Origin of the sequence: Rheinheimera sp. D18 (assembly GCF_004345025.1) — a bacterium.
GTDB classification, from domain to species: Bacteria; Pseudomonadota; Gammaproteobacteria; order Enterobacterales; family Alteromonadaceae; genus Alishewanella; species Alishewanella metallidurans.
Window position 1 is genome coordinate 1,993,968 of sequence record NZ_CP037745.1, and the last position, 22,029, is coordinate 2,015,996.

Consider the following 22,029-nt stretch of genomic DNA (forward strand, 5'->3'; position numbering starts at 1 on the left):
ATTGCATGGAATTCAGTATGAACACCGAACAGCACCACAAACCCTTGGTTTATTCATGCTCAGGTTGCTCTAATGTAGCGCAGCTAGCTAATGATCTTGCCGTAGTACTAGACCGTGAAGGCTCAGCCGAGATGTCTTGCATTGCGGGTATCGGCGGTAACGTTAAACAACTGGTTAAGTTGGCGAAATCTGGGCGGCCGATTCTAGCCGTGGATGGTTGTGCTTTAAACTGCGTTAAAAAAACACTCGCAACAATAGATGTAGTGCCAACCTGGCATCTTGAATTAACGTCGTTAGGGTATAAAAAACGCGAGCGTGAAGACTGCGGTTTAGCCGAAACCTATGCGCTAATGAAAATGGTACACCAAGATATTCTAGCGCCGATGGCGAACCCTAATTAAACCTGAGCACACACACTGCAAGCAGGATCTTTAGCTAAATTGAATTGCCGCCACTGGCTGTGCATGGCATCGAACAGTTGTAGCTTGCCAAACAACGGGCTACCTAGTTTTGCCAGTATTTTTACGGCTTCAAGCGCTTGCATAGTGCCAACTATGCCTACGACGGGGCTTAAAATTCCGGCTTCCATACAACTCAGTTGCTGTTCACCAAATAACTGACTTAAACAGTGATAACAGGCTTGTTCGCCATTCATGCTAAAGCTAGCAACTTGGCCTTCCAGACGAATGGCTGCGCCTGATACCAGCGGTACTTTAGCGACCACACAGGCCGCATTAATGGCATTGCGGGTGGCTAAATTGTCGCTGCAATCTAATACCAAAGAAAACTGCGGTATTAGCGTTAACAAGTCCTCTGCCGTTAGGCGTTTATTGATTGCTGTTAATGTAATGCCACTGTTCAATGTGGTTAAACGTTGTCGCGCTTGCTCAACTTTTGCCAAACCAATATCGGTTTCACTATATAAAATTTGCCGCTGCAAGTTTGAGCTATCAATATTGTCATCATCAACCAGTGTAATATTGCCGACACCCGACGCCACCAAATAGGGGGCTGCGGCACAGCCCAAGCCGCCCATGCCGATAACAAGCACCTTGCTGGCTAATAGTGCTTCTTGGCCGTGAAAATCTAGCGCCGGCAGCATCAGTTGTCGGCTGTAACGCATCGCCTGCGCAGGGGTTAAAATATCAGTCATGGTTTTGCTCTATCTGTTCGGGTCGGCACCATAGCCATACTGCTACGGCAAGTAAAAATAACGGCAATGCCAGCTTCATGCCCCAAGGCGCGGCCGAAAACTGGAGCATTATGGCACTTAATGCCATCATTATGCTGGCCAGATATTTAGCGCGCCGCGACACGATACCGTGCGCTCGCCATTGTTGTATTGGTGGGCCAAGTGTGGGATGAGCTAATAGCTTTTGCTCTAATGCTGGCCAGCCTTTGCCGGCGGCCCAAGCACTTAATAATACAAAAGGTACCGTGGGCAAACCCGGTAAAGGTATACCAATTAACCCCAGTATTAGGCTAACAATAGCCAGTGTGCGCCATGCTAACACTCGTGTAAACTGCCACATTATTTTAAACCCAGCCGCTGTGCTAATTTATGCAGGTTACTGGGATCTAACTCTAGCTGTCGTGCGGCTTGCGACCAACTCCCGCTATGTTGTTGCAACGCGGCTTCTATCATTTGTCGTTGTAGCTGGCTTACTGCTAACTTAAGTGGAATAGCTAGGTTGTTGCTAGGTATTAAATTTTGCGCACTATGCTGCACCGCTGCTGTTACGCTATCAATATCAAGAAGTTCCGCACCTAGAGTAACAATGTCGGTGCGCGCCACGCCTTGGCTTAAAGCTTTTATCGCCGCGCGGCTAATAACATGCTCTAGCTCTCGCACATTACCCGGCCAATCGTAACTGAGTAACGCCAGTTCAGCTTCTGGCGACAAACGCAGCGCTCTTAAGCCTAAGCGTCCACGGTTTTGCTCAAGAAAATGCCCAGCTAATAGCGGAATATCGTCTCGCCGTTCCCGCAGAGGTGGAATAGGCAGCGGATATACCGACAAACGGTGATACAAGTCAGCACGAAACTCACCCTGCTTTACTTGCTGCTTTAAATCACGGTTAGTGGCCGCAACTAAACGCACGTTTACTTGGCGTGGTTTATCAGAGCCTAAGCGTTGTATTTCACCGTTTTGTAGTACTCGCAGTAATTTAGCCTGCACGCCAAGTGGCAACTCACCCACTTCATCTAAAAATAAGGTGCCGCCATCTGCGGCTTCAAACCGACCAGCGCGTTCAGTATGGGCACCAGAAAATGCGCCCTTGTTATGACCAAATAATTCACTTTCAGCCAAGCTTTCTGGCAAAGCAGCGCAGTTAATGTAAATAAGTGGTTTACCCGAGCGTGACGAACTGCGATGTAAATGCCGAGCAAACAGTTCTTTACCTACACCCGTTTCACCCAGCAACAACACCGGCAAATCGGAGGTGGCTACCACGGTTAACTCTTGCAGAATTTGCTGTAATACTTTGCTTTGTCCTATTAGCTCATAACGCTGTTGTGCTGCAGGCTCAAATTGCTGGCTACCATTTTGATGGTTTAACCTAAGCGCACGATTGGCCTGCTCTAGCTCAGTAATGCGCACCGCCGCTTCGACAAATAAGCTAAAACGTTGTAATTCGAATAGGGTGGCTTGAGAAAAGCTACCGGCTTGTAACGCGTCTAAAGTTAATACACCCCAGCAACGGCCTTCTATGTATAACGAAATGCCCATGCAATCATGCACCGGCAAGGCGTGGCCTGGCTTTTCTGCCAGCAAGCCATCGTACGGATCCGGCAATTCAGAGTCAGGTTCAAACCGCACCGGATTGCGACTGGCTAATATTGCCGCCAACCTTGGGTGTTCAGCCACCGTAAAACGTCGGCCCAACGCATCACGCACTAAACCATACATAGCCACTGGCTTTAACACATCATGTTCTAGCTTTAATAAGCCAACCGCACCGCACGTAAAATGGTTGCATAGCGTGGTTACCAAACGCTGCAACCTAACTGCTGCTGGTAAATCAGTTACCAAATCAACAACTAAAATTTCTTCCAGCATGGTAGTTTTTACCTTTGGGTAAATTAAACCCGAAATTGAGTGGGTGTAATGTACCATGACACATAATAAAGCTATATAAATCAAAGGTGGTAGTTTTGGCCTGACTCTTGCTCTTTAACTGTAGTCGCGTGCAGGACGCGGAATATTTCGTTAAGTATGCAGGAGTTAGTATGCAATTATTAGATCAGTCTTTAGGCCAAATTGCCACATCAGTAGCCGGTGCCACAGCGGTATTTCATCAGCATAAATTAGATTTTTGTTGTGGTGGCCAGCACAGCTTACGCGACGCATTAGCGAAAAAAGGCCTGCCAGAACAGGACATCGTTAATGCGTTAACCGCATTAACGTTACAGCCAGTTCAGTTTACCGATTGGCGCAAAGCACCAACTAAAGAGCTAATCACGCATATTTTAGAACGTTTTCATCAACGTCATCGTTTACAGTTACCAGAGCTTAGCCGCTTAGCGCGTAGGGTTGAGCATGTGCACGGTGATGATCCAAGCTGCCCTACCGGTTTAACGGATCACCTTGATGATATGTATCAAGAATTAGAAAGCCATATGATGAAAGAAGAACAAATTTTGTTTCCAATGCTAGCTGGCGGTATTTATCCTGCTGGCCCGATAAGCGTAATGGAAGAAGAACATATACAGCACGGTGATGCGTTAGAAAAACTTGAGCTATTAACTAACAACATTACGCTGCCAGCACACGCATGTAATACTTGGACGGCGTTATACATTGGTTTAAAAGAGCTTAAAGAAGATTTAATGCAGCACATTTTATTAGAAAACGAAATTTTGTTTGTGCAACCTAAAGCCAAAGCGCACGGCGAAGGTGGTGTGTGCTGCGGTGGTTGTCAGTAGTTTTTAGCCGTATCTAACCTGTGTTAGTGCTTAAGCATTAACACAGGTTTATTCCACTGTTTAGGTCCGCTTATTAACTTAATAATTGCAGTTTGGCTAACTCGCTATACAGCTCGCTAGTTTGCATTAGCTCTTGGTGGGTGCCGCTGGCAATAATCTGGCCTTTATCTAATAACAAAATACGATCAGCGTTAATCACTGTCGCTAAGCGATGGGCAATAATTAATGTGGTTTTACCCTGCATCAGATGATCTAGCGCTTGTTTAACCTGCAGCTCGCTTAACGCATCTAATGCGCTGGTGGCTTCATCTAACAGCAATACAGGTCGGTCGGCTAATATAGCTCTGGCAATAGCAATACGCTGCTTTTGCCCACCCGATAACCTTACTCCTCGCTCACCAAGCTCGGTGGCATAACCAGCACTAAACTCCTGAATAAACTCATCAGCGCGCGCAGCAATACAGGCTTGGCGCACTTCAGCTTCACTAGCATCGGGCCGGCCATAACGCACGTTTTCTAACACAGAGCTGGCAAAAATAACCGAGTCTTGCGGTACTAAAGCAAATTGTGCCCGTAGCGTGGCTAAATCTAATAAGCTGATATCGGTATCATCGAGTAAAATTTGCCCTGAACTTGGCAAGTAAAAGCGCTGTAACAACTGAAATAACGTGGTTTTACCGGCGCCGCTGGGGCCAACTAATGCTACCCGCTCACCGCGTTGTATCGTTAAATTAAGCTGATGCAGCACGGTTCTATCTGCTACTTGTGGGTAAGCAAAGCTAAGTTGCTGCAAACGAATATTCCCTTGCACCGGCAAGCTAAGTGATACTGGCTGCGCTGGTGAGCCAATGTCTACCGGTGCACTGACTAACTCAATTAGGCGATCGGCGGCACCCGCCGCCCGTTGAATGTCGCCAATTACCTCGCTGATGGTCGCGGCTGCACCTGCCACCATCACCGCATAAAACATAAAAGCCGTAAGCTGACCGGCCGTAACGTTACCGTGCATCACATCTCGTGCGCCGACCCAGCTAATTAATACCATGGCACTAATACTTAATAACATAACGCCAGCAATAAGCATGGCACGGTATAAAATACGCCCTTCTGCTGCCTGCATTACTTGCTCAATACGCCCAGCAAACAGCTGTTGATCACGTGGTTCGTGGCCGTATGATTGCACGGTATGAATTTCGTGTATGCTTTCATCAACGTACGCACCAACATCGGCTAGCCTATCTTGGCTAGCGCGTGACAATTTACGCACCTTGCGGCCAAGTAAAATAATCGGCAGCAGCACCAAAGGCACGGCCAGTAGCACCAAGCCGGTCATTTTAAAACTGGTTAATGCCATCATAACCAAGCCACCGACTGCGGTAACAGCCGAGCGTAACGCCATGGATAAACTCGAACCAACCACACTTTGTAATAATGTGGTGTCGGCGGTAAAACGCGAAATGACTTCGCCCGTGCGCATTTGGCTATAAAACGTTGGCGAGAGCTTTAACATATGCTGATATAGCTTATTACGAATATCGGCACTAACCCGCTCACCTAGCCAGCTCATTAAGTAAAATCGGCAGAAAATAGCGGCAGAAGAGAGTAAACACAGCAGTAAGATCAGCAGCGTGATTTGATTAAGCTTATCGGTATTATTGGCAACAAAGCCATCATCTACCAACATGCGCACGCCCTGCCCCAGCGCCAACCAGCCGAGTGAACCAATTAGTAAAAATAATAATGCCAGCAACACACGTTTACGATACGGCTGTAAAAAGCCAACAATCCAGGGCAATACCTTTGGCTGCGACATTAATTAGGTGTCCTTTGTTTATTCGGTATCGGGAATATACCAGTCTGTCCAGCTATAGGTCAGTGAATATACGGCAAAGCTAGAGAACTCAGAGATCAGCTTGCTATAAAAATCAAAGTTAGACAGGTTGACGGTAAACATACAGTTACCGTTACAGTTTAGCTCGCGAAAGGTTTGGCTGGACGTCGATAACACCTTGCTGTGCATATTGTGTTGTTTAACCAGCTGATTTACCCGCCACGCATGAAAATCGCTAGTAACAATATAATCGGGTTTTAATTCAGTTCTTGCCGCTAGGCTATTAAACTCTTGATAAGTATTTTCGCCGCCATCAATACAGTCTACCGCAACTTGTTTATGTTCAATTAACGACTTCAGCTTATTTAAATACGGCTTACAATGCTTACTGGTCATCAGTACGCTTGCGCCCTCTGCTGGTAATAATTCGGCCAAATGTTGTATACGTGCACTAGCGCAGGCCGTTAATTTATCGTCTGTGCCACCGCAGCCCAATAATACCACTGCACTGCCAGGTGCTATAGCATGGCTAACCGTTTGGCCGACATAAAGGCTACGAAATTGATTAGCAATAAAATTATTACCACTTAAATAATAAAACAATAACAACACCAGCAAACCTTTCTTACGATAGCAGATATAGGCTGCCACCAAGCCTAACAACGTAAGATTATGTGGATATAAAAACGGTTCAAAAAAATCTTTCACGCGCTCTCCTTCTGTTGGCGTAAATGATGGCTAACGCCAAGCTTATCCGGTTGCAATAGCAATACCGCGGTTAACGCCCAAGGCAGCCAGAGCATACCGGATGTCATAATATGCCCCACTACCGAGGAGACGGTTAATAACAAAACGTTAAGTAAGATTAGACAACGAGCCATACCGCTCGCCCGGGCTTGCCAGCTACGACGAATAAATAGGCTAAAGGTGAGTAAGAAAGCGAACAATCCGGGTAAACCATGAAATATCAGTAAGTCAAACCAGTCTAATTCAGCAAAGTATTTTTTAAGATACAAACCTACTCCACCCTGACCAACGCCAAGATAGCGCTGCCATTCGCTATAATGTTGGCTGGTAGTTTGCCAAATTTTGCCGGCATAATAATCGCGTGATGACAGCAAGATGCCGCTAATGCCGCGCTGGTGGTAAACAAACGTTAACTTGTCGTAGATACCTAGGCTACGAAGCAAATATTCGCCATTAAGCCATACCAGTAATAATACTAACGCCAGAACTACTGCTCCTGCTAGCAAGCCAAGCCGCTTTTGCTGCCAAAATGGCGCAGGCTGCAACAGTAGCGGAACAAACAACACCAACACTAAAACACCAAAGAGGCCGGTTTTAGTGAGCATAAGTGCCGCTGCCGCCACGGCTAATAAGCTAATGATGAGATAACGTGGTTTGTGTTGGGGCCAACTGAGCGCCAGCACGGCCGCAGATAGCACCAATAGCACTGCAGATAGCTCGTTGGTTGAGTAGAAAAAACCTTTAATACCCAAAAACGATTGCGCTACGCCCTCTAGCGGTTGGTAAGCATTAAAACCCAAACCAGCCAGCCCAGCCAATATGTTCACTAACAAGACTAAGGCGGAAAAATACAAACTGCGTTGGCACAATAACCGACAGTGTTCTGGCATGCGCTGTGACAACGCCGACAAATAAGCAAACGCCAGTAACGGACTAATGATTTTTAGCGCTAACTGTAAATCAGCCTGTATCCAGCGCATTGGTAGCGCTGACCAATGTAACCCTGGGCCGATTAGCAGCAAAACCAACAACAGCGCTAAACCAGCCACGAGCTTTGGCTTTTGTGCTACTAACGAAACCGTCATTAAGCTTAACAGTAGTAATTTATAAATACTGGCTAAGACAAAACTGCTACCGGTATATTGCAGTAATGCGCCATTGACGCAGTCAACTAATAGAAACAGCGGAATAATACGCAGCAGCAGCGCATCACTGTTGCGCTGCCAGTTAGACACGAAATGAATTGGCATTATTTTTTAAATAGCCCACTAACGCCTTTACTAAACATTTTAATACGCCAGCGACTAAGCACACCAAGCTTATGTTTTATATAGTAACGCCACTTTAGCTTTACTAAGCCAAAACGTGTGCTATTTATCAGCTGCATAAAACTAAGCGGAATATGCTCCATACTTTGGCGATAAAACATTTGGTTATGTAAATTACGCTCATTCATTAAAGCTCGGTGTTTCGACACAAACTGCTTATGTGCATCTAAACGCTTTGGTGAATTAGTAATGCGACCTAGTTCATGGCCAACATTAACTTTATACGTCGGCTCGGCAATACGCAGCGCAGGGCCAAAACCTAGCACCACACGCACCCACATGTCATAGTCTTGAAACGCCGCTAACGACACATCAAAACCGCCAAGTTGCATCATACGCTCGCGCCGCACTAAAGCTTGATTAGATAAGCTATGTAAATCAAGCAATTGTGGCAAACTAACCACTTCTCTTGTCGCAAACAGTTGTTTTTGCACTGTGCCGTAATCCCAAATATAGCCCGAGCAGACGCAGCTATATTTGTCATCATAGGCCTGATATAAACTGGTTAAACGATTAGGTAAAAACTCATCGTCGTCGTCAATGCCGGTAACAAAATCGCCTTTAGCCTGTTCAATTGCTCGATTACGCGCAGCACAGGCGCCTTGACCGGTACTCTGACGAAAAAAACGTAGGCGCTCGTCATTAATATATTTATTAGTCAGTACCTGCCAAGTATCGTCGGTTGACGCATCGTCCACCACCAATAGCTCTATATTCGGGTAATCTTGTGCTAATACCGATTCAATGGCGCGAATAGCCATATTCACTCGATTAAAGGTTGGCATGTAAACGCTGATCAAAGGTAAGTTTTGCTGAGTCATATCATTTCATCCGTGACATTAAATTTTGCCAGTCCAGTACCACCACAAATATCGTAGTAAACCTAATTGCCGGCCAATACGGCTGGGCTGAGACAACAAGCGGTAGGCCCATTCTAAATTAAGCTTACACCACAGTTCTGGTGCCCGTTTTACATTACCGGTATAAACATCATAAGTACCACCAACACCCATATAAAAACAATTTGGGTGTTGCGCTCGAATACGCTGGATCAGCAGTTCTTGTTTAGGTGAGCCCATAGCTATACTGACAAAACGCGCACCACTTTGCTTTATTTGCGCAATAAGTTCAGCTTCATCTTTAAAGTAGCCATCTACGGCGCCGACTAAATTGACCTGTTCTGCACGCAGTTTTTCTGCCGTTTGCTGATTTACGTCCGGTTTGGCACCAACAATAAATACTGGCACCTTAAATTGTGCCGCGCGCTTTACCAACTGCTGCCAAAGCTCACACCCCGGAATACGCTGTACGTTTTTCTTTAAACGCTTACGCATTACCTTTACTACACCAATACCATCGGCATAGCGGATATCAGCCGCGTTAATTACCGCTTCAATATCAGGGCTACGCATCGCCGTGAGCACTTTCTCAGGGTTTATCGCAATAGCTGAACCGGCATAAACGCTACCATCAGGGCGAATAATAAATTCCATTAATTGCTGCATATCGGCAAATGCAGATACCATTACTGGGCCAATTTTTACTTCAGCAATAGGTTGCTGTAATTCTGCTACCGCTTGGTTCATAACACAACTCTCTGATATATCTGTTGTAATTCGTTAACTACCTGACCTAGCAAATACTGCTCCGCACTGGTGCGACTATGCAGTTGCATAGTGTGATACTGCTGTGGCGTTTGCTGAAAAAACTGTTCTAACGCGTATGAAAACCGGTTAATTACTGTGACGTCGTCGCCTTGTTGGCTTATAAGTACGCCGTTAACACCGCTAACTAATTGCTCAGCACTGCCATCCGTTTGGCTGGCAATCACTGGCGTATAACAGGCCATTGCCTCTGCCATGACTAAACCAAAGGCTTCATGGCGCGATAAACTAATAAAACACCGCGCTTGCCGATATAGCTCTTTTAACGCTGCGCTATCTTTTGGCCCAACCACCAACACATTAGGAAACTGCTGCGCTGCAAGCTGTAATTTTTCCAACCACGGCCCAGAACCGGCAATGACTACTTTCTTATCTTTTACTACCGGCAATAAAGCTAATAAGCGGTCCATGCCTTTATTCTGATCTAAGCTACCTACATATAAAATATCAATCGTTTTATCCTGCCAAGATACCGGCTCAACCACGCGAAACAACTCGCTAATGCCAGCGGGTAATACCTGAGCCTGTTTTACTGGCAAACTAAAATGTTGCGCCAAGGCTTTACTGGCGAAAATCCACTGGTCAACCTTGGTTGCACACCACGTATACAACTTGCCTGGTGGTTGATATTTATAAATATCACTGCCATGACAGGTAACAACAATTTTAACTTTAGGGTTACGCAGTGCTTTATACAATAATGCTAGCCAAATCGTCGGATAATAAAAATGTACATGGACAATATCAAAACGACGCCGACTAAGCATATAACGCCAAATAAAATCGAGTATAAAAACAGGGTATTTCAATAACTTGTTCAGCAAAGAGTCACTGTGCCAGCGCATATAATGATAACTAGGATGAAGCGCCGCCAGGGCCCACACTTGGTTATGCACAAACTTCCCCTGAAACGGTGAAGATGGCTTGGGCCCCATGTTGCTCACAATCAAGATATTATTATTTATGCTTTGCACGCTGAACTTTCACCCTGACAGCCTGACAGACTGTGTACAATACTTGTTGCTTGATAAAAAAACACTTAGTTTATATCGCTTTGCGTATTAAACCCTGAACTATAGTAATAACCGATTTCAGCTGACGCTTGGCTGAATAAACACTAACACTTGTTAACAACCGGATCGGTAAATGCCAACACACTTACTTTTCGCTATCAGCGCTTTTTTCGCGGCCTGCGCCGCCATCTGGCTATTATATCCATTATCGGTGCGCGTCGGCTTAGTTGATGTTCCGCGTGGCCGTAAACAACATCAAGGTGCGGTGCCGTTAATTGGCGGCATTGCTACCTACTGCGGCCTTTGTATCGCTATGCTTTTATTTGCCGACTCCAGCGTTGAGCCACTATATTACTTAGCCTGCGCCGGTGTTATTGTTATTTTAGGTGCCTTTGATGACTACCTAGATTTAAGCGTAAAGCTGCGTTTAGCGGTACAAACCTTAGTCGGTTTAGCCATGACCTACAGCCTAGATTTACATCTTGCCAGCTTAGGTAATTTATTTGGTATGGGCCAAGTAGAGCTAGGCGTGCTGGGTTTGCCTATTACGCTGGTTGCAGTTATTGCCGCAATTAACGCTTTTAACATGACCGATGGCATCGACGGCTTAGCCGGCATGCTAAGCTTAGTCAGTTTTAGCGCTATCGCGATTTTTATGGCATTGTGGGGGCAGCCTTTACATGCCATGTTCGCTATGGTGATTGTGCTGGCAATGCTGCCTTATTTAGCCTGCAATTTAAATTTAATACCCGGTAAACGTATTTTTCTCGGTGATGCCGGCAGTATGCTGATTGGGTTAAGTGTAATTTGGTTGCTTATTGTTGGCACCCAAAGTGAAAGCGCCAGCTTTCGTCCAGTGACGGCACTGTGGATCATTGCCATTCCACTAATGGATATGATAGCGATAATGGTACGCCGCATCCGCAAAGGTCAGTCGCCATTTCAAGCCGACCGTGAGCATTTGCACCATATTTCGCTGCGTTTAGGCCTAAGCTCGCGTGAATCATTAGCATTAATAACCGCTTTGGCTAGTATTTTTGCCTGTATTGGCATTATTGGTGAGTATTTATTAGTACCCGATATCGTTATGTTGCTGCTATTTTTACTGGTATTTACCGGTTATTTATATTTGCTACAAAACATCTGGCGTATTATTTCGCACGTTCGTAGACAACGGCTACAGCACAAATTTCCTAGGGTTATTAAGTAGTGAAAATAATTAAGAAAATTTTACTGGCTCGCGCCAGCGCAACCAATTATGGCAATTATGGCGCGCACGTAAATCCACTTCACCTAGCTAAAGGTTACTTATGAGCAAACCGTTTTACGTCGAAATTAAAGGTGTTCAGTTTCGCAATAAAGGCGCCTATTTAATGTTACTGGCCTGCCTTGATGGCTTAAAGCAACTGCCGCACCCGATTGAACTGGTGCTATCACCCGGCCCTAACTTGCCCTATCCAGAACGCGCCCGCTTAGGCGCTTGGCAAAAGCTGTCGTTTCGCCGTGGCGGCTTAGATTTAACGGCAGTGATTGGTAAGTTACCAAGCGCAATGCAACGCCTATTTAATCGCTACGGCATGGTAACCGAGCAGCAAATAGATTTAGCACTCGAAGCCAGTGGCTTTGCCTATGGTGATCAGTGGCCACTGCGTTTTTTACAAAACACCGCCAAAGAAGTAGTGCGTTTTGCTAAAGCCGGTAAGCCGTTTATTTTTATGCCCCAAGCTTTTGGCCCGTTTAAAAGCGAAGCCAGTAAAGCGGCGATGCGCGACATTGTTAACCATGCCACACTGGTATTTGTGCGCGATCCAGTATCTCTAGAACACGTAAAAGGCTGTGTTGGCACCCTACCCGATACTGTGGTGTTAACGCCTGATTTCACTGTAGGTTTAACCGCGCGCGCCAATGATGAAATACCGGCAATAACGCAGCCTTATGCTGCACTTATTCCCAATAATAAAGTGGTGTCTAAGTTTAACCACGCCAATGCTGAACAACTACGCAGTAATTATATTAATGCCTTTGCCGGCGCAGCGAATAAACTAAGAGCACAAGGCATGCAATGCGTGCTGGTAAACCATGAGGGCAAAGAAGATGCGCTGTTATGTGACGAAATTGCTGCCAAAGCGCCCTGCACTATAGTGCAAATAGAAGATCCGCTAGCGGTTAAAGCGTTTATTGGTAAAGCCGAGCTGGCTATTAGTTCGCGGTTTCATGGTGCAGTAAATGCACTAAGCCAAGGCGTACCTTGCATTGCTACCAGTTGGAGCCATAAATATCACGCGATGATGAGCGATTTTGGTATGGGCGAATATTGTGTTGCCGAACTAACAGAGCAAAGCTTACTTACGGCGCTAGAGCAGCTATTAACCCACAAAGTCGAACTGGCCAGTGAAATAAAAGTTAAAGCCGCAGCGTTAAAACAGCAAAACCAACAAATGTGGCAGAAGTTATATCAAGCTGTTAGTAAAACACACTAACAGCAACTAAGGCCGGCGCTTTTGCAGTTTACGCTGCAACGTGCGCCGGTGCATGCCAAGCAAACGCGCAGTTTGCGATACATTCCCCTCGTGCTGTTGTAATACTCGCTGAATATGTTCCCATTCAACCTGTTCTGGGCTTAACATTAACGTAGTTTCTTGCTCTGTTGTTAACGTGTTTGTACCGGCTAAACTTTGCAACAAGGTGCTAAAATCGACCGGTTTAGTGAGAAAGTCATCTGCACCTAACTTAATGGCCTGCACCGCACTGGCGATACTGGCAAACCCAGTTAACATAACAATACGTGCTTGCGGTAAGGCTTGACGCAACGGCGCAACAAAATGTAAGCCCGACTGTGCGGCAAAACGCATGTCTAACAAAAAGCAGTGTGCATTGGTGTGTATTAATTGCTGCTCAGTAACAGGTTCAGTAAACACAACCACACTATAATCGTTTGCCGTTAAACGCCGCGCCAATACCTGGGTTAAAGCAATGTCGTCATCAACAATACATAGCTTAGGCAAATCAGTCATATTTTACCTTTACACTGGTAAAGATGATCTGAGTAAGCATGCCACCTTCGGGCAAGTTACTACGGGTAATTTCCCCGCCTAGACTTTCAATGGTCAGGTTAGCTAAGTACTGGCCTAAACCTAAACCTTGCGTGCTTGGCTGCGGTATATGCCCTAGTTCAGCTAAACGCGCATCAGATAAACCTTCACCAAAATCACGAATACTTAGCACTATTTGTTGATACTGCTGTTGCAGTGTTAATTCAAGCTGCGCGTTACCTTGCGCTAAACTGGCGTCAGCCGCGTTATTTAAAATGTTATAAATGGCAGCCGGCAAGTGACAATTTGCATAGTGCTTTTGCCCGTGTTGAACACAAACTAGCTAACACATCAGCACTGGTTTACTTTGGTATTGGCCACACTGAACGCTTTCCCGATTACTGGGAGCTAATAGCCAAAGAAGCGGAACAAAGCATTAGTGGCTTTAATATTAAACCCGAACAAACCACGCAGCTTGATACCGGCATAATGTACCGTAACGAAAAAACTGAGTTTTCCGTATCTGCATTTTATAATCAAGTAGACGATTTTATCTTAGTAAACTACAGCAACATGATGAAAGCCAACGGCTTTGTGCAAAACATTGATACAAGAAGTTACGGCGCCGAGTTAAGTATTGCACACGCGTTAAGTACCACGTGGAAGGCAGAATCCGCGCTATCCTATGTGCATGCCACTAACACTAGCGATAACACGCCGCTACCGCAAATATCGCCATTAGAATGGCGTACTGGGCTAAGTTATAGCCGCGACAACTGGTCAGTAGGCTCGCTAATGCGGGTAGTCGATAGGCAAAATCGTTATACGTTAAACCAAGGTAATATTGTTGGCAAAGACTTAGGTGCCGCGGCCGGTTTTGTTATTTATTCACTTAATGCTAGCTGGCAACTAACCGATAGCACACTGTTTAGCGCGGGTGCCGACAACCTATTTGATAAGAATTATGCCGAGTTTGTTAGCCGTGCAGGCGGCAATGGTATGGGTGGCGGTATTCCAGGGTTTATTCAAACCGAACGTGTTAACGAGCCCGGCCGCACCTTTTGGCTGAAGTTACAACTAACCTTGTAAAGCTAGCCATAGCACCTATAAATTAAGGCTAGCATAGCAATATTTACCGCTACGCTAGCCTTTTATATACCCAGCTACTTAATGCCTTTATCACTATCACTCACTTGCACTTTCTGTTGCATTACCTGCATTTCAATATCGGCTTTTAAACGACATACCGCCAATTGTGCCAAGCGCATGGCTTTAATTTCTGCTAGAGGGTCAACCGTTTGCAGCCGATTATTTTCAGTAGCATAAGATAAACCGTCATTCTTTGTTGGCGCATTATTTTGGTTTTCCATCATCGAAAAATATCTCTTACATCGTTATTTACTGGCATTAAAAGTACTTAGCTACATAGTTAGGTACAACACACTCAACGCGTATTATTGAGTAAGCTCACGCACTAACGGCTTATCAGTAAAGGGTTTAATACCAAGTTTTGGATAAACTTCTGTCGGGTAATAAAACACGCCACTGCGCGAAACTAAGCTAATCGTTTTAATGGCTTTAAGATCTTCAGTTGGGTTACCCGGCACTAAAAAGAAGTCAGCCAATTTACCGGCTTCAATACTACCTCGGTCGCTATGCCCCAAATAGTTCGCCATATCATAGCTGCCTAGTTTTAGTAATTCTGCGGCGCTATAACCCAACTGTTGAAAAAGCTCTAGTTCACGATGCAACGTAAAGGCCCCGCCCAAGTCTGTCGGTAGAGTATTTTGCTGAAAGCTGACGTAACTGCGCTTCTTCAGCTTCAAAACCTTGTCTAATAACAATATATTGTGGTGTTATAAAGGCAAAAAACTGCTGTTTGCTGTCAACCACTAAATAATCAGGGTTTACGTTAGCGCCGGCTAAAGCGTAAGTCATTAAATTCAGTTTACTACCATCGGTATCTATATTCAGGCTTTCTAACTTTTCTAGCGATAACTGCCCAGCTGGCAGTGCCGGCATAGTCTTATTCTCAGTCTGCATTAGCGCTTTAGCTAAGATGTATTGGGTATAAGGGCTACTGTTTTGTGGCACGTACAATGCGCTTTGTTGCAGAGTTTTCTCACCAGAACCGGTTGCATCTTGCCAACTCACTTTCTCCCCTAGGCTGTGCATGTATTCGGTAATGCTATTACCAAAGGTAGTATTACCGCTAATTTGCCAATTGGTTGGCACGCCTTGTTGATCTAAAGTTAGGCTTTCCTGAGAGCCAGGCCCACGGCCATTACTCTTATAGTCAAAATCGACCTTTATCTGGCTGCCACTTGGGATCAGGTTAGTGGTCACATTTAAATGCCCCACTGTATTGCCATTAAGCATTACTGTATAGTTATCCTGACTCGCAACGGGTTCTTTGGTTTGTTCTACTGGATCAGAACAACCCAATACTAAGCCTAACATAGCGCCATATATTAACACTCGCATTACCTAGCTCCTTTAAAGCGGATTATCGTGGTATCAGCTCAAACCAATAGTTAAAGCCCAAGTTGCTGCCCACAGTCAAATATTTAAAATAATTAGTTATTTTTTATCGTGTTAAGCCAACCAACATAGCCTTGTATATATTTATCGAGAAATTCTGCAGTTTTTTGATCAGCTAGTTTACCGTTTTCATCAAATGCTTTATGTGCCGACGCGAGTAAAAATTCAGGCGCCAAATATACCGGTGATAAAGTGCCAAACAAGATATCTCGTAAGTGTATTTGCGCCCTAGCACCCCCTAGCGTACTCATGGACGCACTTACTATACCGCAAGGTTTCTTGGTTAGTGCGGCATTAAAACCCGGCCGTGACGCCCAATCGATGGCATTTTTAAGTACACCAGAAATGCTGTAGTTATATTCTGGCGTTGAAAATAGTAGGCCATCAGCGCTTTTTATCGCAGCATTAAATTTGACTACAGCGTCAGGCTTATTATCAGCATCCAGATCAGAATTATAAAATGGAATGTCAGAAATATCGTATATCTCGAATTTTACACCGGCTTTTTGCGCTAATTCAGCAGCGACCTTTAATAAAGCCGTATTAAAAGAACCTGCTCTTAAGCTGCCACTTATACCTAATATTTTCATCTGTTGTCCTTAGATGTTATCAATGATGGAATCACAATTTTCGTGCTGTTCTAGGTGATAAAATACTGCCGTAATTAAAGCTTTAAAATACGCCTCCATACTGACATTGTCTGTATTTACTTGCATGGCAATGGCAATTTTCTTATCTGGGAAATACGCTAACACACTATTATATCCAGGAAAAAAACCATCATGCCGATAACAGGTGCCAAACGCTGACTTTACGATGTTAACACCTAAACCGTAGCCTAACATGCAACCGGTGTCATCGGCTAACGGCTTGGGGCGCGCTATGGATGTCAGCATCTGTGTTAATAAAACGGGTGTAAGCACCGAGCCCTCAAACAACGCTTTGGCCCAGCGCACCAAATCTGCCGTAGTACTAACTATGCCGCCACCTGTCCATTCCAACGAGGGATGCAGCACTAGCTGCCCATGCTCAAGCATGCGTTTGGGGATCCCGAATAAGCGTCGACTCTGCTGCGCATAGCCTTGAACTAAACGGGGCATGTCAATGCAGTCAAATGCCAAGGTGTCAGCTAGGTGGCGTGGTTTAAGCAAGCGCTGCGATAACGTGGCGTAATAGCTAGCTGAGCTTGCGCGTTCAATTAGCATACCTATCAACACATAGCCTGTATCGCTGTAATGAAAGCCCATACCGGCTAAAAACAACGGCGGGCGATCCAGCGCAAATTGTATTAGTTCTTCGGCTGCAATGGGTTGATGTAGCATTTCATCTACTAATTTTTGTTTAATAAAATTTGAAAAACCGACTCCAGTATCAAAAACGTGGTCGATAAGGCCACTGCTGTGATTGAGCAAATGCCGTAAGGTTATGGTTTTATAATTTGGTAGCCGACAAAACCAGTTGGTATTAGCAAACCATGGTGCAATCGGCGCATCTAATACTAAGATGCCATCAGCAACCATGCTAAGCACCACCGCAGCAACAAAGGTTTTACCAATACTGCCCGCAGGCATTTTTGCAGAAATTGTCATAGGTCGTTGTAATTGCCTATCGGCGTACCCCGCGGCAGCGCTTGCCAGCATGCCATCTGGCATAGCAACTGACACAGTAACACCTGGCAGCCGCTTATTGCTTTGCAGCATGAGTTCACATTGCGTGCGCAAGATTTGTGCTATTTGTGCAGCCAAATGTAATCCACTCCTATCTATTACTCATCTCTAGAGGCATACTGAAATCGTCATACACCAAGTTGTCGGGTTGAAAAGGTCATGACGTAGCTACAGCCATTAAGTTGGCTCAGTTTGCTTTAGATTAAAGAGGGAAATATCATGAGCAAAGGCAAAGACAGTAAGAAAGACGTTAAAAAGAAACCACTTTTAACAGCAAAAGAGAAAAAAGCGGCGAAAGAGTCCAAGAAATCCTCAAAAAATGTTCTAGGCAATTAAACGTAGCATAGCCATCGCAATGTGTTGATGGCTTTTATTTTTTGTAGCATTAATAATATTATTCGCCATCATTAAATTTGCCTTATCCTCACGCTATTTTAAATCAGCATCTTGATCGATTATCTCAGCTATTAGTATAAATTTCAGCTGTTACGGATAGTACTCGAATTCTGCTTTGGAATATCACTATAGCTTGTTTGTATTTATTCTATAGAATCAATGCCTAATCAATATGCCAAGCTAGCGGCAACGAAGATGGATAGAGAAAATTGACGACAGTTGTTGTTACCCTGCATTTGCTTTTAGTTTTAAGCTTTACCACGCGAATTTTACTACGTGATGATTTATCACCACCGGGCCGCTTGGCGTGGTTTATTGTGTTAAACGTAATGCCTTATTTTGGTGTAGTGATATATTTTCTGTTTGGCGAAATTGATATTGGCCACCGAGCAATTAAACGCATTTAAACTCAATGCCACTGCTGCCGCAGCTGGATTTCCCGCACAGGTCATGGGCGTTGGCCCTACTGAACGTCGAGCTGCAACACCTCAACTGTTTGCTAATTTGATTGCCAGTGCAGAAACCCAACTTACTATTTCTACACCCTACTTTGTGCCTGACGCAACGTTACTAGATTCTTTATGCGCGGCGTCACATCGTGGCGTTCGGGTTACATTAATTTATCCCAAAGCGAACGACAGCTGGATTGTCTCAGCCGCCAGTCGTAGTTACTACCATCAACTGCTCGATGCTGGGTGTATTATCTATGAGTTCAACGCCGGCTTGTTACATGCAAAAACGCTGACTATTGATAATTGTGTTAGCTTAATTGGCTCGTCAAATCTTGACCTGCGCAGCTTTGATCTAAATTACGAAAACAATATTTTGCTACAAGACAGTACAATTACCACGGCAATTCGCGAGCGGCAGCAAAGTTATATTACCGATTCTGAGTTGGTTGAACTAAATACCGTGCTTAAATGGCGCTATTCGCGGCGCATCTGGAATAACATTATTGCCACTATTGGGCCTATTCTATAGCAACCCAATTAAAGTAAAATGCCATAAAACAGTTAAGTGGCTTTTGATTATGTTGGCTCAGTAACTTATAGGCTTCGCCATTAATTAACTGTAAAAAGCTTCAACTGTGCCTTTTAGGGTCATTAATAACGGTTGACCACGACGGTCTAACGCTTTTGGTGACGCTGCTTTTACCCAGCCTTCGCTGATGCAATATTCTTCAATATCAAAACGTTCTTTACCGTTAAGGCGAATACCAATGCTATGTTCGAAAACCTCAGCGACATAATGCGGGCTGCGTGGGTTGCTAGAAAGGCGATCGGGTAGCGCCGGTAGAGATTTAGTATCGTTCATGTTTAACCTATAATAAATAAAAGTGCGCTATTGTAGACAATATAGGCCAATCGCTCAATAAGCTAGGCTAACCTCGCGCCATTGGGTAAATTCAGATCAACCGTCGATAGCACCACCGAACCGTCAGCACGATGTAATCCGGTAACTAAACACTCTGACATCATTGGGCCAATTTGTTTAGGTTTAAAATTTACTACAGCCAATACCTGCTTACCTAAAAGCGATTCTTTGGTATATAGCTCTGTTATTTGCGCGCTAGATTTTTTAATACCCAGCTCTGGGCCAAAATCTATCTGTAATTTATATGCCGGGCGGCGGGCTTCTGGAAAATCTTCCACGGCAACTATAGTACCGACACGGATATCAACTTTCTGAAAGTCGCCCCACTCAATATAATGCATCTGCTAGTAAGGCCTCCTAATCCAGTTATAATTTTACATCTAGCCAAGCTAACTAATATTTATCACTAATTCAATGGTGTATTGTTATCGCTATATAAGTAGCTGCGCTGACATAACTGCTGGTAATCGGTTAGTATCGGCGTTTTAAATGTATAAGGCTTACACTTTGACACCTAGGGTAACAACACAACGTTTAGCAAAATGGATTGCACAAAGCGGTTATTGCTCGCGCCGTGCGGCCGAGCGTTTAATTAGCGAGGGCAGCGTTAGCTGTAATGGTCAGCTGGGCAAGCATACCGATTTGGTAGGTAACGCCGATACTATTACCATTGCCGGAAAAGCGTTACCCGCACAAGCCGAGCACCAATACTTGCTATACCACAAGCCAATTGGTATTGACTGTAATAACCGTCCTAGCGATCCAGCCAGTTTATATCAGTTACTAAAAACCTTGCCGCAACGTTTATTCGCCGTCGGCCGGTTAGATAAAGACTCTAGTGGTTTATTATTACTTACCAATGACGGCGAGTTAAGCCAACGCCTAATGCATCCGGATTACTACCATGAAAAAACCTATCAGGTTGATGTCGATAAAGATATTAACGCAGAATTTATACAAAAAATGGCTAATGGCGTTAGCTGGCGATTGGGCGAAACGCAGTATTATTCTCGCCCGTGTCTGGTGCAACAAACTACTACGCGGCAGTTTAATATCACGCTAACTCAAGGCCTGCATCGGCAAATTCGCTACATGTGTAAAACACTAGGCTATCGGGTTACTGCATTGCAGCGCCTTAGTCTACATAACTTACAACTAGGCAATTTGGCCGCCGGTGAACTGCGTGAGCTCAGCGTGGCTGAATTAACTCAGCTGCAAGCGCTTAGCCTGTTGCCACAACCAAAGACATAACAGCAAGGTAACGCTATACATTAATAGCGCGCCAACTACGATGCCAGGCCAGTGTAACCATTGCCAAAACGGCTGCAAATATAAGCTGCCAGTGCTGGCCCCCAGATAATAAAACACCAAATACAACGCACTGGCGCTAGCTTTAGCGCGTGTGGCACATTGGTTTACCCAACTGCTAGCCAATGAATGGGTTAGGAAAAAGCCAAACGCGTTGATAAAGAAGCCTAGCACAATACCCAATAGACTTGGGCTTAACGTTATCAAAGTACCAAACACAAGAATAACAATGCCCAAAGCCATACCCAAAGGTACAGGCATTTTAGCCGCAACCTTACCTGAGATGGCAGAGCCTATGGTGCCGGTAAAGTAGGTGACAAATAACAGGCCAATCCAAAAGCTGGATAAATAATAAGGCGCTTCTGACAACACAAAAGCAATATAGGTATATTGATTTAAAAAAATAAAAAAGCTAAGTCCACCAATAAGATAGGTTAACAGCAATAAAGGCTGGCGTAAGTGATACCAGTTATCGGCTATTGCTTGGCGTGCGTTAAATGAGCTTGCCACAAAACGTCGTGCTGGCGGCAAGGTTCGCCAAACAAGCAGGCAACTAAGAATGCCAAGCACAGTAACCGGCCAAAACACCCACTGCCAATGGCCAATATCAGCCAGCGCGCCAGCCATTAATCGACCACTAATACCGCCTAGCGAGCTAGCACTAATATAAAAGCCGACCGCCGCCACTAATGCCGGCTTAGTATATTCTTCGCCCATATAGGCAATGGCAATAGCTGGCAAGCCACCTAAAAATATCCCTTGTATCGCCCGCCAAAATAATAATGCGGAAAAGCTATCTACCTGAGTTAATGCCAATGTACTTAAGTTCATACCCACTAAGGTGATTAACAGCAGCTTTTTTCGGCCCCAAGCATCTGATAATGCAGCGTAAACTAATAACGACAAGCCGAGAAACAACGTACTAATGGTATAAGCCCAAGAGGTTTGTAACAGGCTTAAGCCAAATTTACGGCTTAATTCAGGCAGTAATGGCTGCATTAAATGCAAATTAGCAAACACCACTACTGCGGCTAAGCACAAGGCAAAGGTACTGCGATAAAACATCGCACTTTTGTACTCAATCACAGCATTAAACCTATTAAAAAATAATGCCTAGTATAAAGCCTATTAGTTTATAAATATAAAAATTAAAGTTTTATTAGTTGCTACCGATAACCTGATAAGCACTATACTAAGGTAA

The 22,029-nt window shown here is 44.7% G+C and carries 27 protein-coding genes; 8 read left to right on the forward strand and 19 right to left on the reverse strand.

The genetic code is table 11. From position 1 onward, the window contains the following. Positions 1 to 17: 17 nt before the first annotated feature. A complete protein-coding gene (locus E0Z06_RS09410) occupies positions 18 to 401 on the forward strand; it encodes a putative zinc-binding protein (RefSeq protein WP_132584056.1) in 384 nt (127 codons plus the stop codon). On the opposite strand, the gene moeB is transcribed toward E0Z06_RS09410, so the two are convergent. From moeB to norR, 3 genes are read right to left on the reverse strand one after another with little or no spacing between them, the layout of a single operon-like run. After that, positions 398 to 1,153, reverse strand: a complete 756-nt coding sequence (gene moeB / locus E0Z06_RS09415; protein ID WP_132584058.1) for a molybdopterin-synthase adenylyltransferase MoeB — start codon at positions 1,151 to 1,153, stop codon at positions 398 to 400. The two genes, E0Z06_RS09410 and moeB, sit on opposite strands and share 4 nt — an antisense overlap. Further along, on the reverse strand, positions 1,146 to 1,532 hold the full coding sequence (locus E0Z06_RS09420; RefSeq protein ID WP_132584060.1) for a YbaN family protein: 387 nt from the start codon (positions 1,530 to 1,532) through the stop codon (positions 1,146 to 1,148). The genes moeB and E0Z06_RS09420 overlap by 8 nt, the downstream gene beginning before the upstream one ends. After that, the gene (gene norR / locus E0Z06_RS09425) at positions 1,532 to 3,061 is read right to left on the reverse strand and encodes a nitric oxide reductase transcriptional regulator NorR (RefSeq protein WP_132584062.1); all 1,530 of its coding nucleotides are present in this window, start codon (positions 3,059 to 3,061) and stop codon (positions 1,532 to 1,534) included. Before norR ends, E0Z06_RS09420 begins: the two co-directional genes overlap by 1 nt. A 170-nt stretch (positions 3,062 to 3,231) precedes the next feature. On the opposite strand from norR, the gene ytfE reads away from it, so the two are divergent. Further along, complete coding sequence (ytfE, locus tag E0Z06_RS09430; RefSeq protein WP_132584064.1) at positions 3,232 to 3,927, forward strand: iron-sulfur cluster repair protein YtfE; 696 nt, start codon at positions 3,232 to 3,234, stop codon at positions 3,925 to 3,927. A 73-nt stretch (positions 3,928 to 4,000) separates the two neighbouring features. On the opposite strand, the gene E0Z06_RS09435 is transcribed toward ytfE, so the two are convergent. The 6 genes from E0Z06_RS09435 to E0Z06_RS09460 are packed head-to-tail and all read right to left on the reverse strand — an operon-like array spanning position 4,001 to position 10,393. After that, positions 4,001 to 5,740 carry an ABC transporter transmembrane domain-containing protein gene (locus E0Z06_RS09435; protein WP_132584066.1) on the reverse strand — a complete coding sequence of 580 codons (1,740 nt, stop codon included), beginning with the start codon at positions 5,738 to 5,740 and terminating at the stop codon, positions 4,001 to 4,003. An 18-nt stretch (positions 5,741 to 5,758) separates the two neighbouring features. Next, entirely contained in the window at positions 5,759 to 6,466 is a 708-nt protein-coding gene (locus E0Z06_RS09440) for a hypothetical protein (RefSeq protein WP_132584068.1), read from the reverse strand. Next, on the reverse strand, positions 6,463 to 7,755 hold the full coding sequence (locus E0Z06_RS09445; RefSeq protein WP_132584070.1) for an O-antigen ligase family protein: 1,293 nt from the start codon (positions 7,753 to 7,755) through the stop codon (positions 6,463 to 6,465). The genes E0Z06_RS09440 and E0Z06_RS09445 overlap by 4 nt, the downstream gene beginning before the upstream one ends. Beyond that, positions 7,755 to 8,654: a glycosyltransferase gene (locus E0Z06_RS09450; protein ID WP_132584072.1), complete on the reverse strand. Its 900-nt coding sequence runs from the start codon at positions 8,652 to 8,654 to the stop codon at positions 7,755 to 7,757. The genes E0Z06_RS09445 and E0Z06_RS09450 overlap by 1 nt, the downstream gene beginning before the upstream one ends. 18 nt (positions 8,655 to 8,672) lie before the next feature. Further along, positions 8,673 to 9,419, reverse strand: a complete 747-nt coding sequence (locus E0Z06_RS09455) for a WecB/TagA/CpsF family glycosyltransferase (protein WP_132584074.1) — start codon at positions 9,417 to 9,419, stop codon at positions 8,673 to 8,675. Then, positions 9,416 to 10,393 (reverse strand): glycosyltransferase family 4 protein, encoded by a 978-nt coding sequence (locus E0Z06_RS09460; protein ID WP_243695483.1) that lies wholly within the window; start codon positions 10,391 to 10,393, stop codon positions 9,416 to 9,418. The genes E0Z06_RS09455 and E0Z06_RS09460 overlap by 4 nt, the downstream gene beginning before the upstream one ends. Positions 10,394 to 10,643: 250 nt before the next feature. Here E0Z06_RS09460 and wecA point away from each other — a divergent pair, with 250 nt between their 5' ends. Together wecA and E0Z06_RS09470 are read left to right on the forward strand one after the other, a co-directional pair. After that, positions 10,644 to 11,720: a UDP-N-acetylglucosamine--undecaprenyl-phosphate N-acetylglucosaminephosphotransferase gene (wecA, locus tag E0Z06_RS09465; protein ID WP_132584076.1), complete on the forward strand. Its 1,077-nt coding sequence runs from the start codon at positions 10,644 to 10,646 to the stop codon at positions 11,718 to 11,720. Between the two features lie 100 nt (positions 11,721 to 11,820). Then, complete coding sequence (locus E0Z06_RS09470; RefSeq protein ID WP_132584078.1) at positions 11,821 to 12,990, forward strand: polysaccharide pyruvyl transferase family protein; 1,170 nt, start codon at positions 11,821 to 11,823, stop codon at positions 12,988 to 12,990. A gap of 6 nt (positions 12,991 to 12,996) precedes the next feature. Here the strand turns inward: E0Z06_RS09470 and E0Z06_RS09475 are convergent, their stop codons facing one another. Both E0Z06_RS09475 and E0Z06_RS09480 read right to left on the reverse strand, forming a co-directional pair. Further along, the gene (locus E0Z06_RS09475) at positions 12,997 to 13,524 is read right to left on the reverse strand and encodes a response regulator (protein ID WP_132584079.1); all 528 of its coding nucleotides are present in this window, start codon (positions 13,522 to 13,524) and stop codon (positions 12,997 to 12,999) included. Continuing rightward, positions 13,517 to 13,840 (reverse strand): ATP-binding protein, encoded by a 324-nt coding sequence (locus E0Z06_RS09480; protein WP_132584081.1) that lies wholly within the window; start codon positions 13,838 to 13,840, stop codon positions 13,517 to 13,519. The genes E0Z06_RS09475 and E0Z06_RS09480 overlap by 8 nt, the downstream gene beginning before the upstream one ends. Before the next feature lie 8 nt (positions 13,841 to 13,848). On the opposite strand from E0Z06_RS09480, the gene E0Z06_RS09485 reads away from it, so the two are divergent. Next, positions 13,849 to 14,631 (forward strand): TonB-dependent receptor, encoded by a 783-nt coding sequence (locus E0Z06_RS09485; RefSeq protein ID WP_165907389.1) that lies wholly within the window; start codon positions 13,849 to 13,851, stop codon positions 14,629 to 14,631. Positions 14,632 to 14,705: 74 nt separating this feature from the next. Here E0Z06_RS09485 and E0Z06_RS09490 read toward each other — a convergent pair whose 3' ends face one another. The 5 genes from E0Z06_RS09490 to E0Z06_RS09510 form a co-directional block, all read right to left on the reverse strand. After that, entirely contained in the window at positions 14,706 to 14,915 is a 210-nt protein-coding gene (locus E0Z06_RS09490; protein WP_132584085.1) for a hypothetical protein, read from the reverse strand. An 81-nt stretch (positions 14,916 to 14,996) separates the two neighbouring features. Beyond that, positions 14,997 to 15,293, reverse strand: a complete 297-nt coding sequence (locus E0Z06_RS09495) for an amidohydrolase family protein (RefSeq protein ID WP_165907390.1) — start codon at positions 15,291 to 15,293, stop codon at positions 14,997 to 14,999. Further along, positions 15,283 to 16,026 carry a hypothetical protein gene (locus tag E0Z06_RS09500; protein WP_132584089.1) on the reverse strand — a complete coding sequence of 248 codons (744 nt, stop codon included), beginning with the start codon at positions 16,024 to 16,026 and terminating at the stop codon, positions 15,283 to 15,285. The genes E0Z06_RS09495 and E0Z06_RS09500 overlap by 11 nt, the downstream gene beginning before the upstream one ends. Positions 16,027 to 16,118: 92 nt before the next feature. Then, entirely contained in the window at positions 16,119 to 16,673 is a 555-nt protein-coding gene (locus E0Z06_RS09505) for an NADPH-dependent FMN reductase (RefSeq protein ID WP_132584091.1), read from the reverse strand. Between the two features lie 9 nt (positions 16,674 to 16,682). Next, positions 16,683 to 17,828: a serine hydrolase domain-containing protein gene (locus E0Z06_RS09510; protein WP_132584093.1), complete on the reverse strand. Its 1,146-nt coding sequence runs from the start codon at positions 17,826 to 17,828 to the stop codon at positions 16,683 to 16,685. Between the two features lie 527 nt (positions 17,829 to 18,355). Here E0Z06_RS09510 and E0Z06_RS15635 point away from each other — a divergent pair. Continuing rightward, positions 18,356 to 18,553, forward strand: coding sequence for a PLDc N-terminal domain-containing protein (locus tag E0Z06_RS15635; protein ID WP_207903065.1), 198 nt, complete (start codon positions 18,356 to 18,358; stop codon positions 18,551 to 18,553). Next, the gene (locus E0Z06_RS09515; protein ID WP_207903067.1) at positions 18,525 to 19,127 is read left to right on the forward strand and encodes a phospholipase D-like domain-containing protein; all 603 of its coding nucleotides are present in this window, start codon (positions 18,525 to 18,527) and stop codon (positions 19,125 to 19,127) included. The genes E0Z06_RS15635 and E0Z06_RS09515 overlap by 29 nt, the downstream gene beginning before the upstream one ends. Before the next feature lie 84 nt (positions 19,128 to 19,211). Here the strand turns inward: E0Z06_RS09515 and E0Z06_RS09520 are convergent, their stop codons facing one another. Further along, positions 19,212 to 19,460 carry a DUF3297 family protein gene (locus tag E0Z06_RS09520; protein ID WP_132584095.1) on the reverse strand — a complete coding sequence of 83 codons (249 nt, stop codon included), beginning with the start codon at positions 19,458 to 19,460 and terminating at the stop codon, positions 19,212 to 19,214. A gap of 62 nt (positions 19,461 to 19,522) precedes the next feature. Continuing rightward, positions 19,523 to 19,861 carry a tRNA-binding protein gene (locus tag E0Z06_RS09525; RefSeq protein ID WP_132584097.1) on the reverse strand — a complete coding sequence of 113 codons (339 nt, stop codon included), beginning with the start codon at positions 19,859 to 19,861 and terminating at the stop codon, positions 19,523 to 19,525. Between the two features lie 148 nt (positions 19,862 to 20,009). On the opposite strand from E0Z06_RS09525, the gene E0Z06_RS09530 reads away from it, so the two are divergent. Further along, positions 20,010 to 20,771 carry a pseudouridine synthase gene (locus E0Z06_RS09530; RefSeq protein ID WP_132584099.1) on the forward strand — a complete coding sequence of 254 codons (762 nt, stop codon included), beginning with the start codon at positions 20,010 to 20,012 and terminating at the stop codon, positions 20,769 to 20,771. On the opposite strand, the gene E0Z06_RS09535 is transcribed toward E0Z06_RS09530, so the two are convergent. Next, positions 20,724 to 21,914, reverse strand: a complete 1,191-nt coding sequence (locus E0Z06_RS09535) for an MFS transporter (RefSeq protein ID WP_132584101.1) — start codon at positions 21,912 to 21,914, stop codon at positions 20,724 to 20,726. The two genes, E0Z06_RS09530 and E0Z06_RS09535, sit on opposite strands and share 48 nt — an antisense overlap. Between the last annotated feature and the right edge of the window lie 115 nt (positions 21,915 to 22,029).

What these genes read in the sequence shown, in the direction of transcription:
- E0Z06_RS09410 (WP_132584056.1), top strand. Translation starts at nt 18, where the DNA reads ATGAACACCGAACAGCACCACAAACCCTTGGTTTATTCATGCTCAGGT.
- moeB (WP_132584058.1), bottom strand. Translation starts at nt 1,153, where the DNA reads ATGACTGATATTTTAACCCCTGCGCAGGCGATGCGTTACAGCCGACAA.
- E0Z06_RS09420 (WP_132584060.1), bottom strand. Translation starts at nt 1,532, where the DNA reads ATGTGGCAGTTTACACGAGTGTTAGCATGGCGCACACTGGCTATTGTT.
- norR (WP_132584062.1), bottom strand. Translation starts at nt 3,061, where the DNA reads ATGCTGGAAGAAATTTTAGTTGTTGATTTGGTAACTGATTTACCAGCA.
- ytfE (WP_132584064.1), top strand. Translation starts at nt 3,232, where the DNA reads ATGCAATTATTAGATCAGTCTTTAGGCCAAATTGCCACATCAGTAGCC.
- E0Z06_RS09435 (WP_132584066.1), bottom strand. Translation starts at nt 5,740, where the DNA reads ATGTCGCAGCCAAAGGTATTGCCCTGGATTGTTGGCTTTTTACAGCCG.
- E0Z06_RS09445 (WP_132584070.1), bottom strand. Translation starts at nt 7,755, where the DNA reads ATGCCAATTCATTTCGTGTCTAACTGGCAGCGCAACAGTGATGCGCTG.
- E0Z06_RS09450 (WP_132584072.1), bottom strand. Translation starts at nt 8,654, where the DNA reads ATGACTCAGCAAAACTTACCTTTGATCAGCGTTTACATGCCAACCTTT.
- E0Z06_RS09455 (WP_132584074.1), bottom strand. Translation starts at nt 9,419, where the DNA reads ATGAACCAAGCGGTAGCAGAATTACAGCAACCTATTGCTGAAGTAAAA.
- wecA (WP_132584076.1), top strand. Translation starts at nt 10,644, where the DNA reads ATGCCAACACACTTACTTTTCGCTATCAGCGCTTTTTTCGCGGCCTGC.
- E0Z06_RS09470 (WP_132584078.1), top strand. Translation starts at nt 11,821, where the DNA reads ATGAGCAAACCGTTTTACGTCGAAATTAAAGGTGTTCAGTTTCGCAAT.
- E0Z06_RS09475 (WP_132584079.1), bottom strand. Translation starts at nt 13,524, where the DNA reads ATGACTGATTTGCCTAAGCTATGTATTGTTGATGACGACATTGCTTTA.
- E0Z06_RS09490 (WP_132584085.1), bottom strand. Translation starts at nt 14,915, where the DNA reads ATGATGGAAAACCAAAATAATGCGCCAACAAAGAATGACGGTTTATCT.
- E0Z06_RS09500 (WP_132584089.1), bottom strand. Translation starts at nt 16,026, where the DNA reads ATGCGAGTGTTAATATATGGCGCTATGTTAGGCTTAGTATTGGGTTGT.
- E0Z06_RS09505 (WP_132584091.1), bottom strand. Translation starts at nt 16,673, where the DNA reads ATGAAAATATTAGGTATAAGTGGCAGCTTAAGAGCAGGTTCTTTTAAT.
- E0Z06_RS09520 (WP_132584095.1), bottom strand. Translation starts at nt 19,460, where the DNA reads ATGAACGATACTAAATCTCTACCGGCGCTACCCGATCGCCTTTCTAGC.
- E0Z06_RS09525 (WP_132584097.1), bottom strand. Translation starts at nt 19,861, where the DNA reads ATGCATTATATTGAGTGGGGCGACTTTCAGAAAGTTGATATCCGTGTC.
- E0Z06_RS09530 (WP_132584099.1), top strand. Translation starts at nt 20,010, where the DNA reads ATGTATAAGGCTTACACTTTGACACCTAGGGTAACAACACAACGTTTA.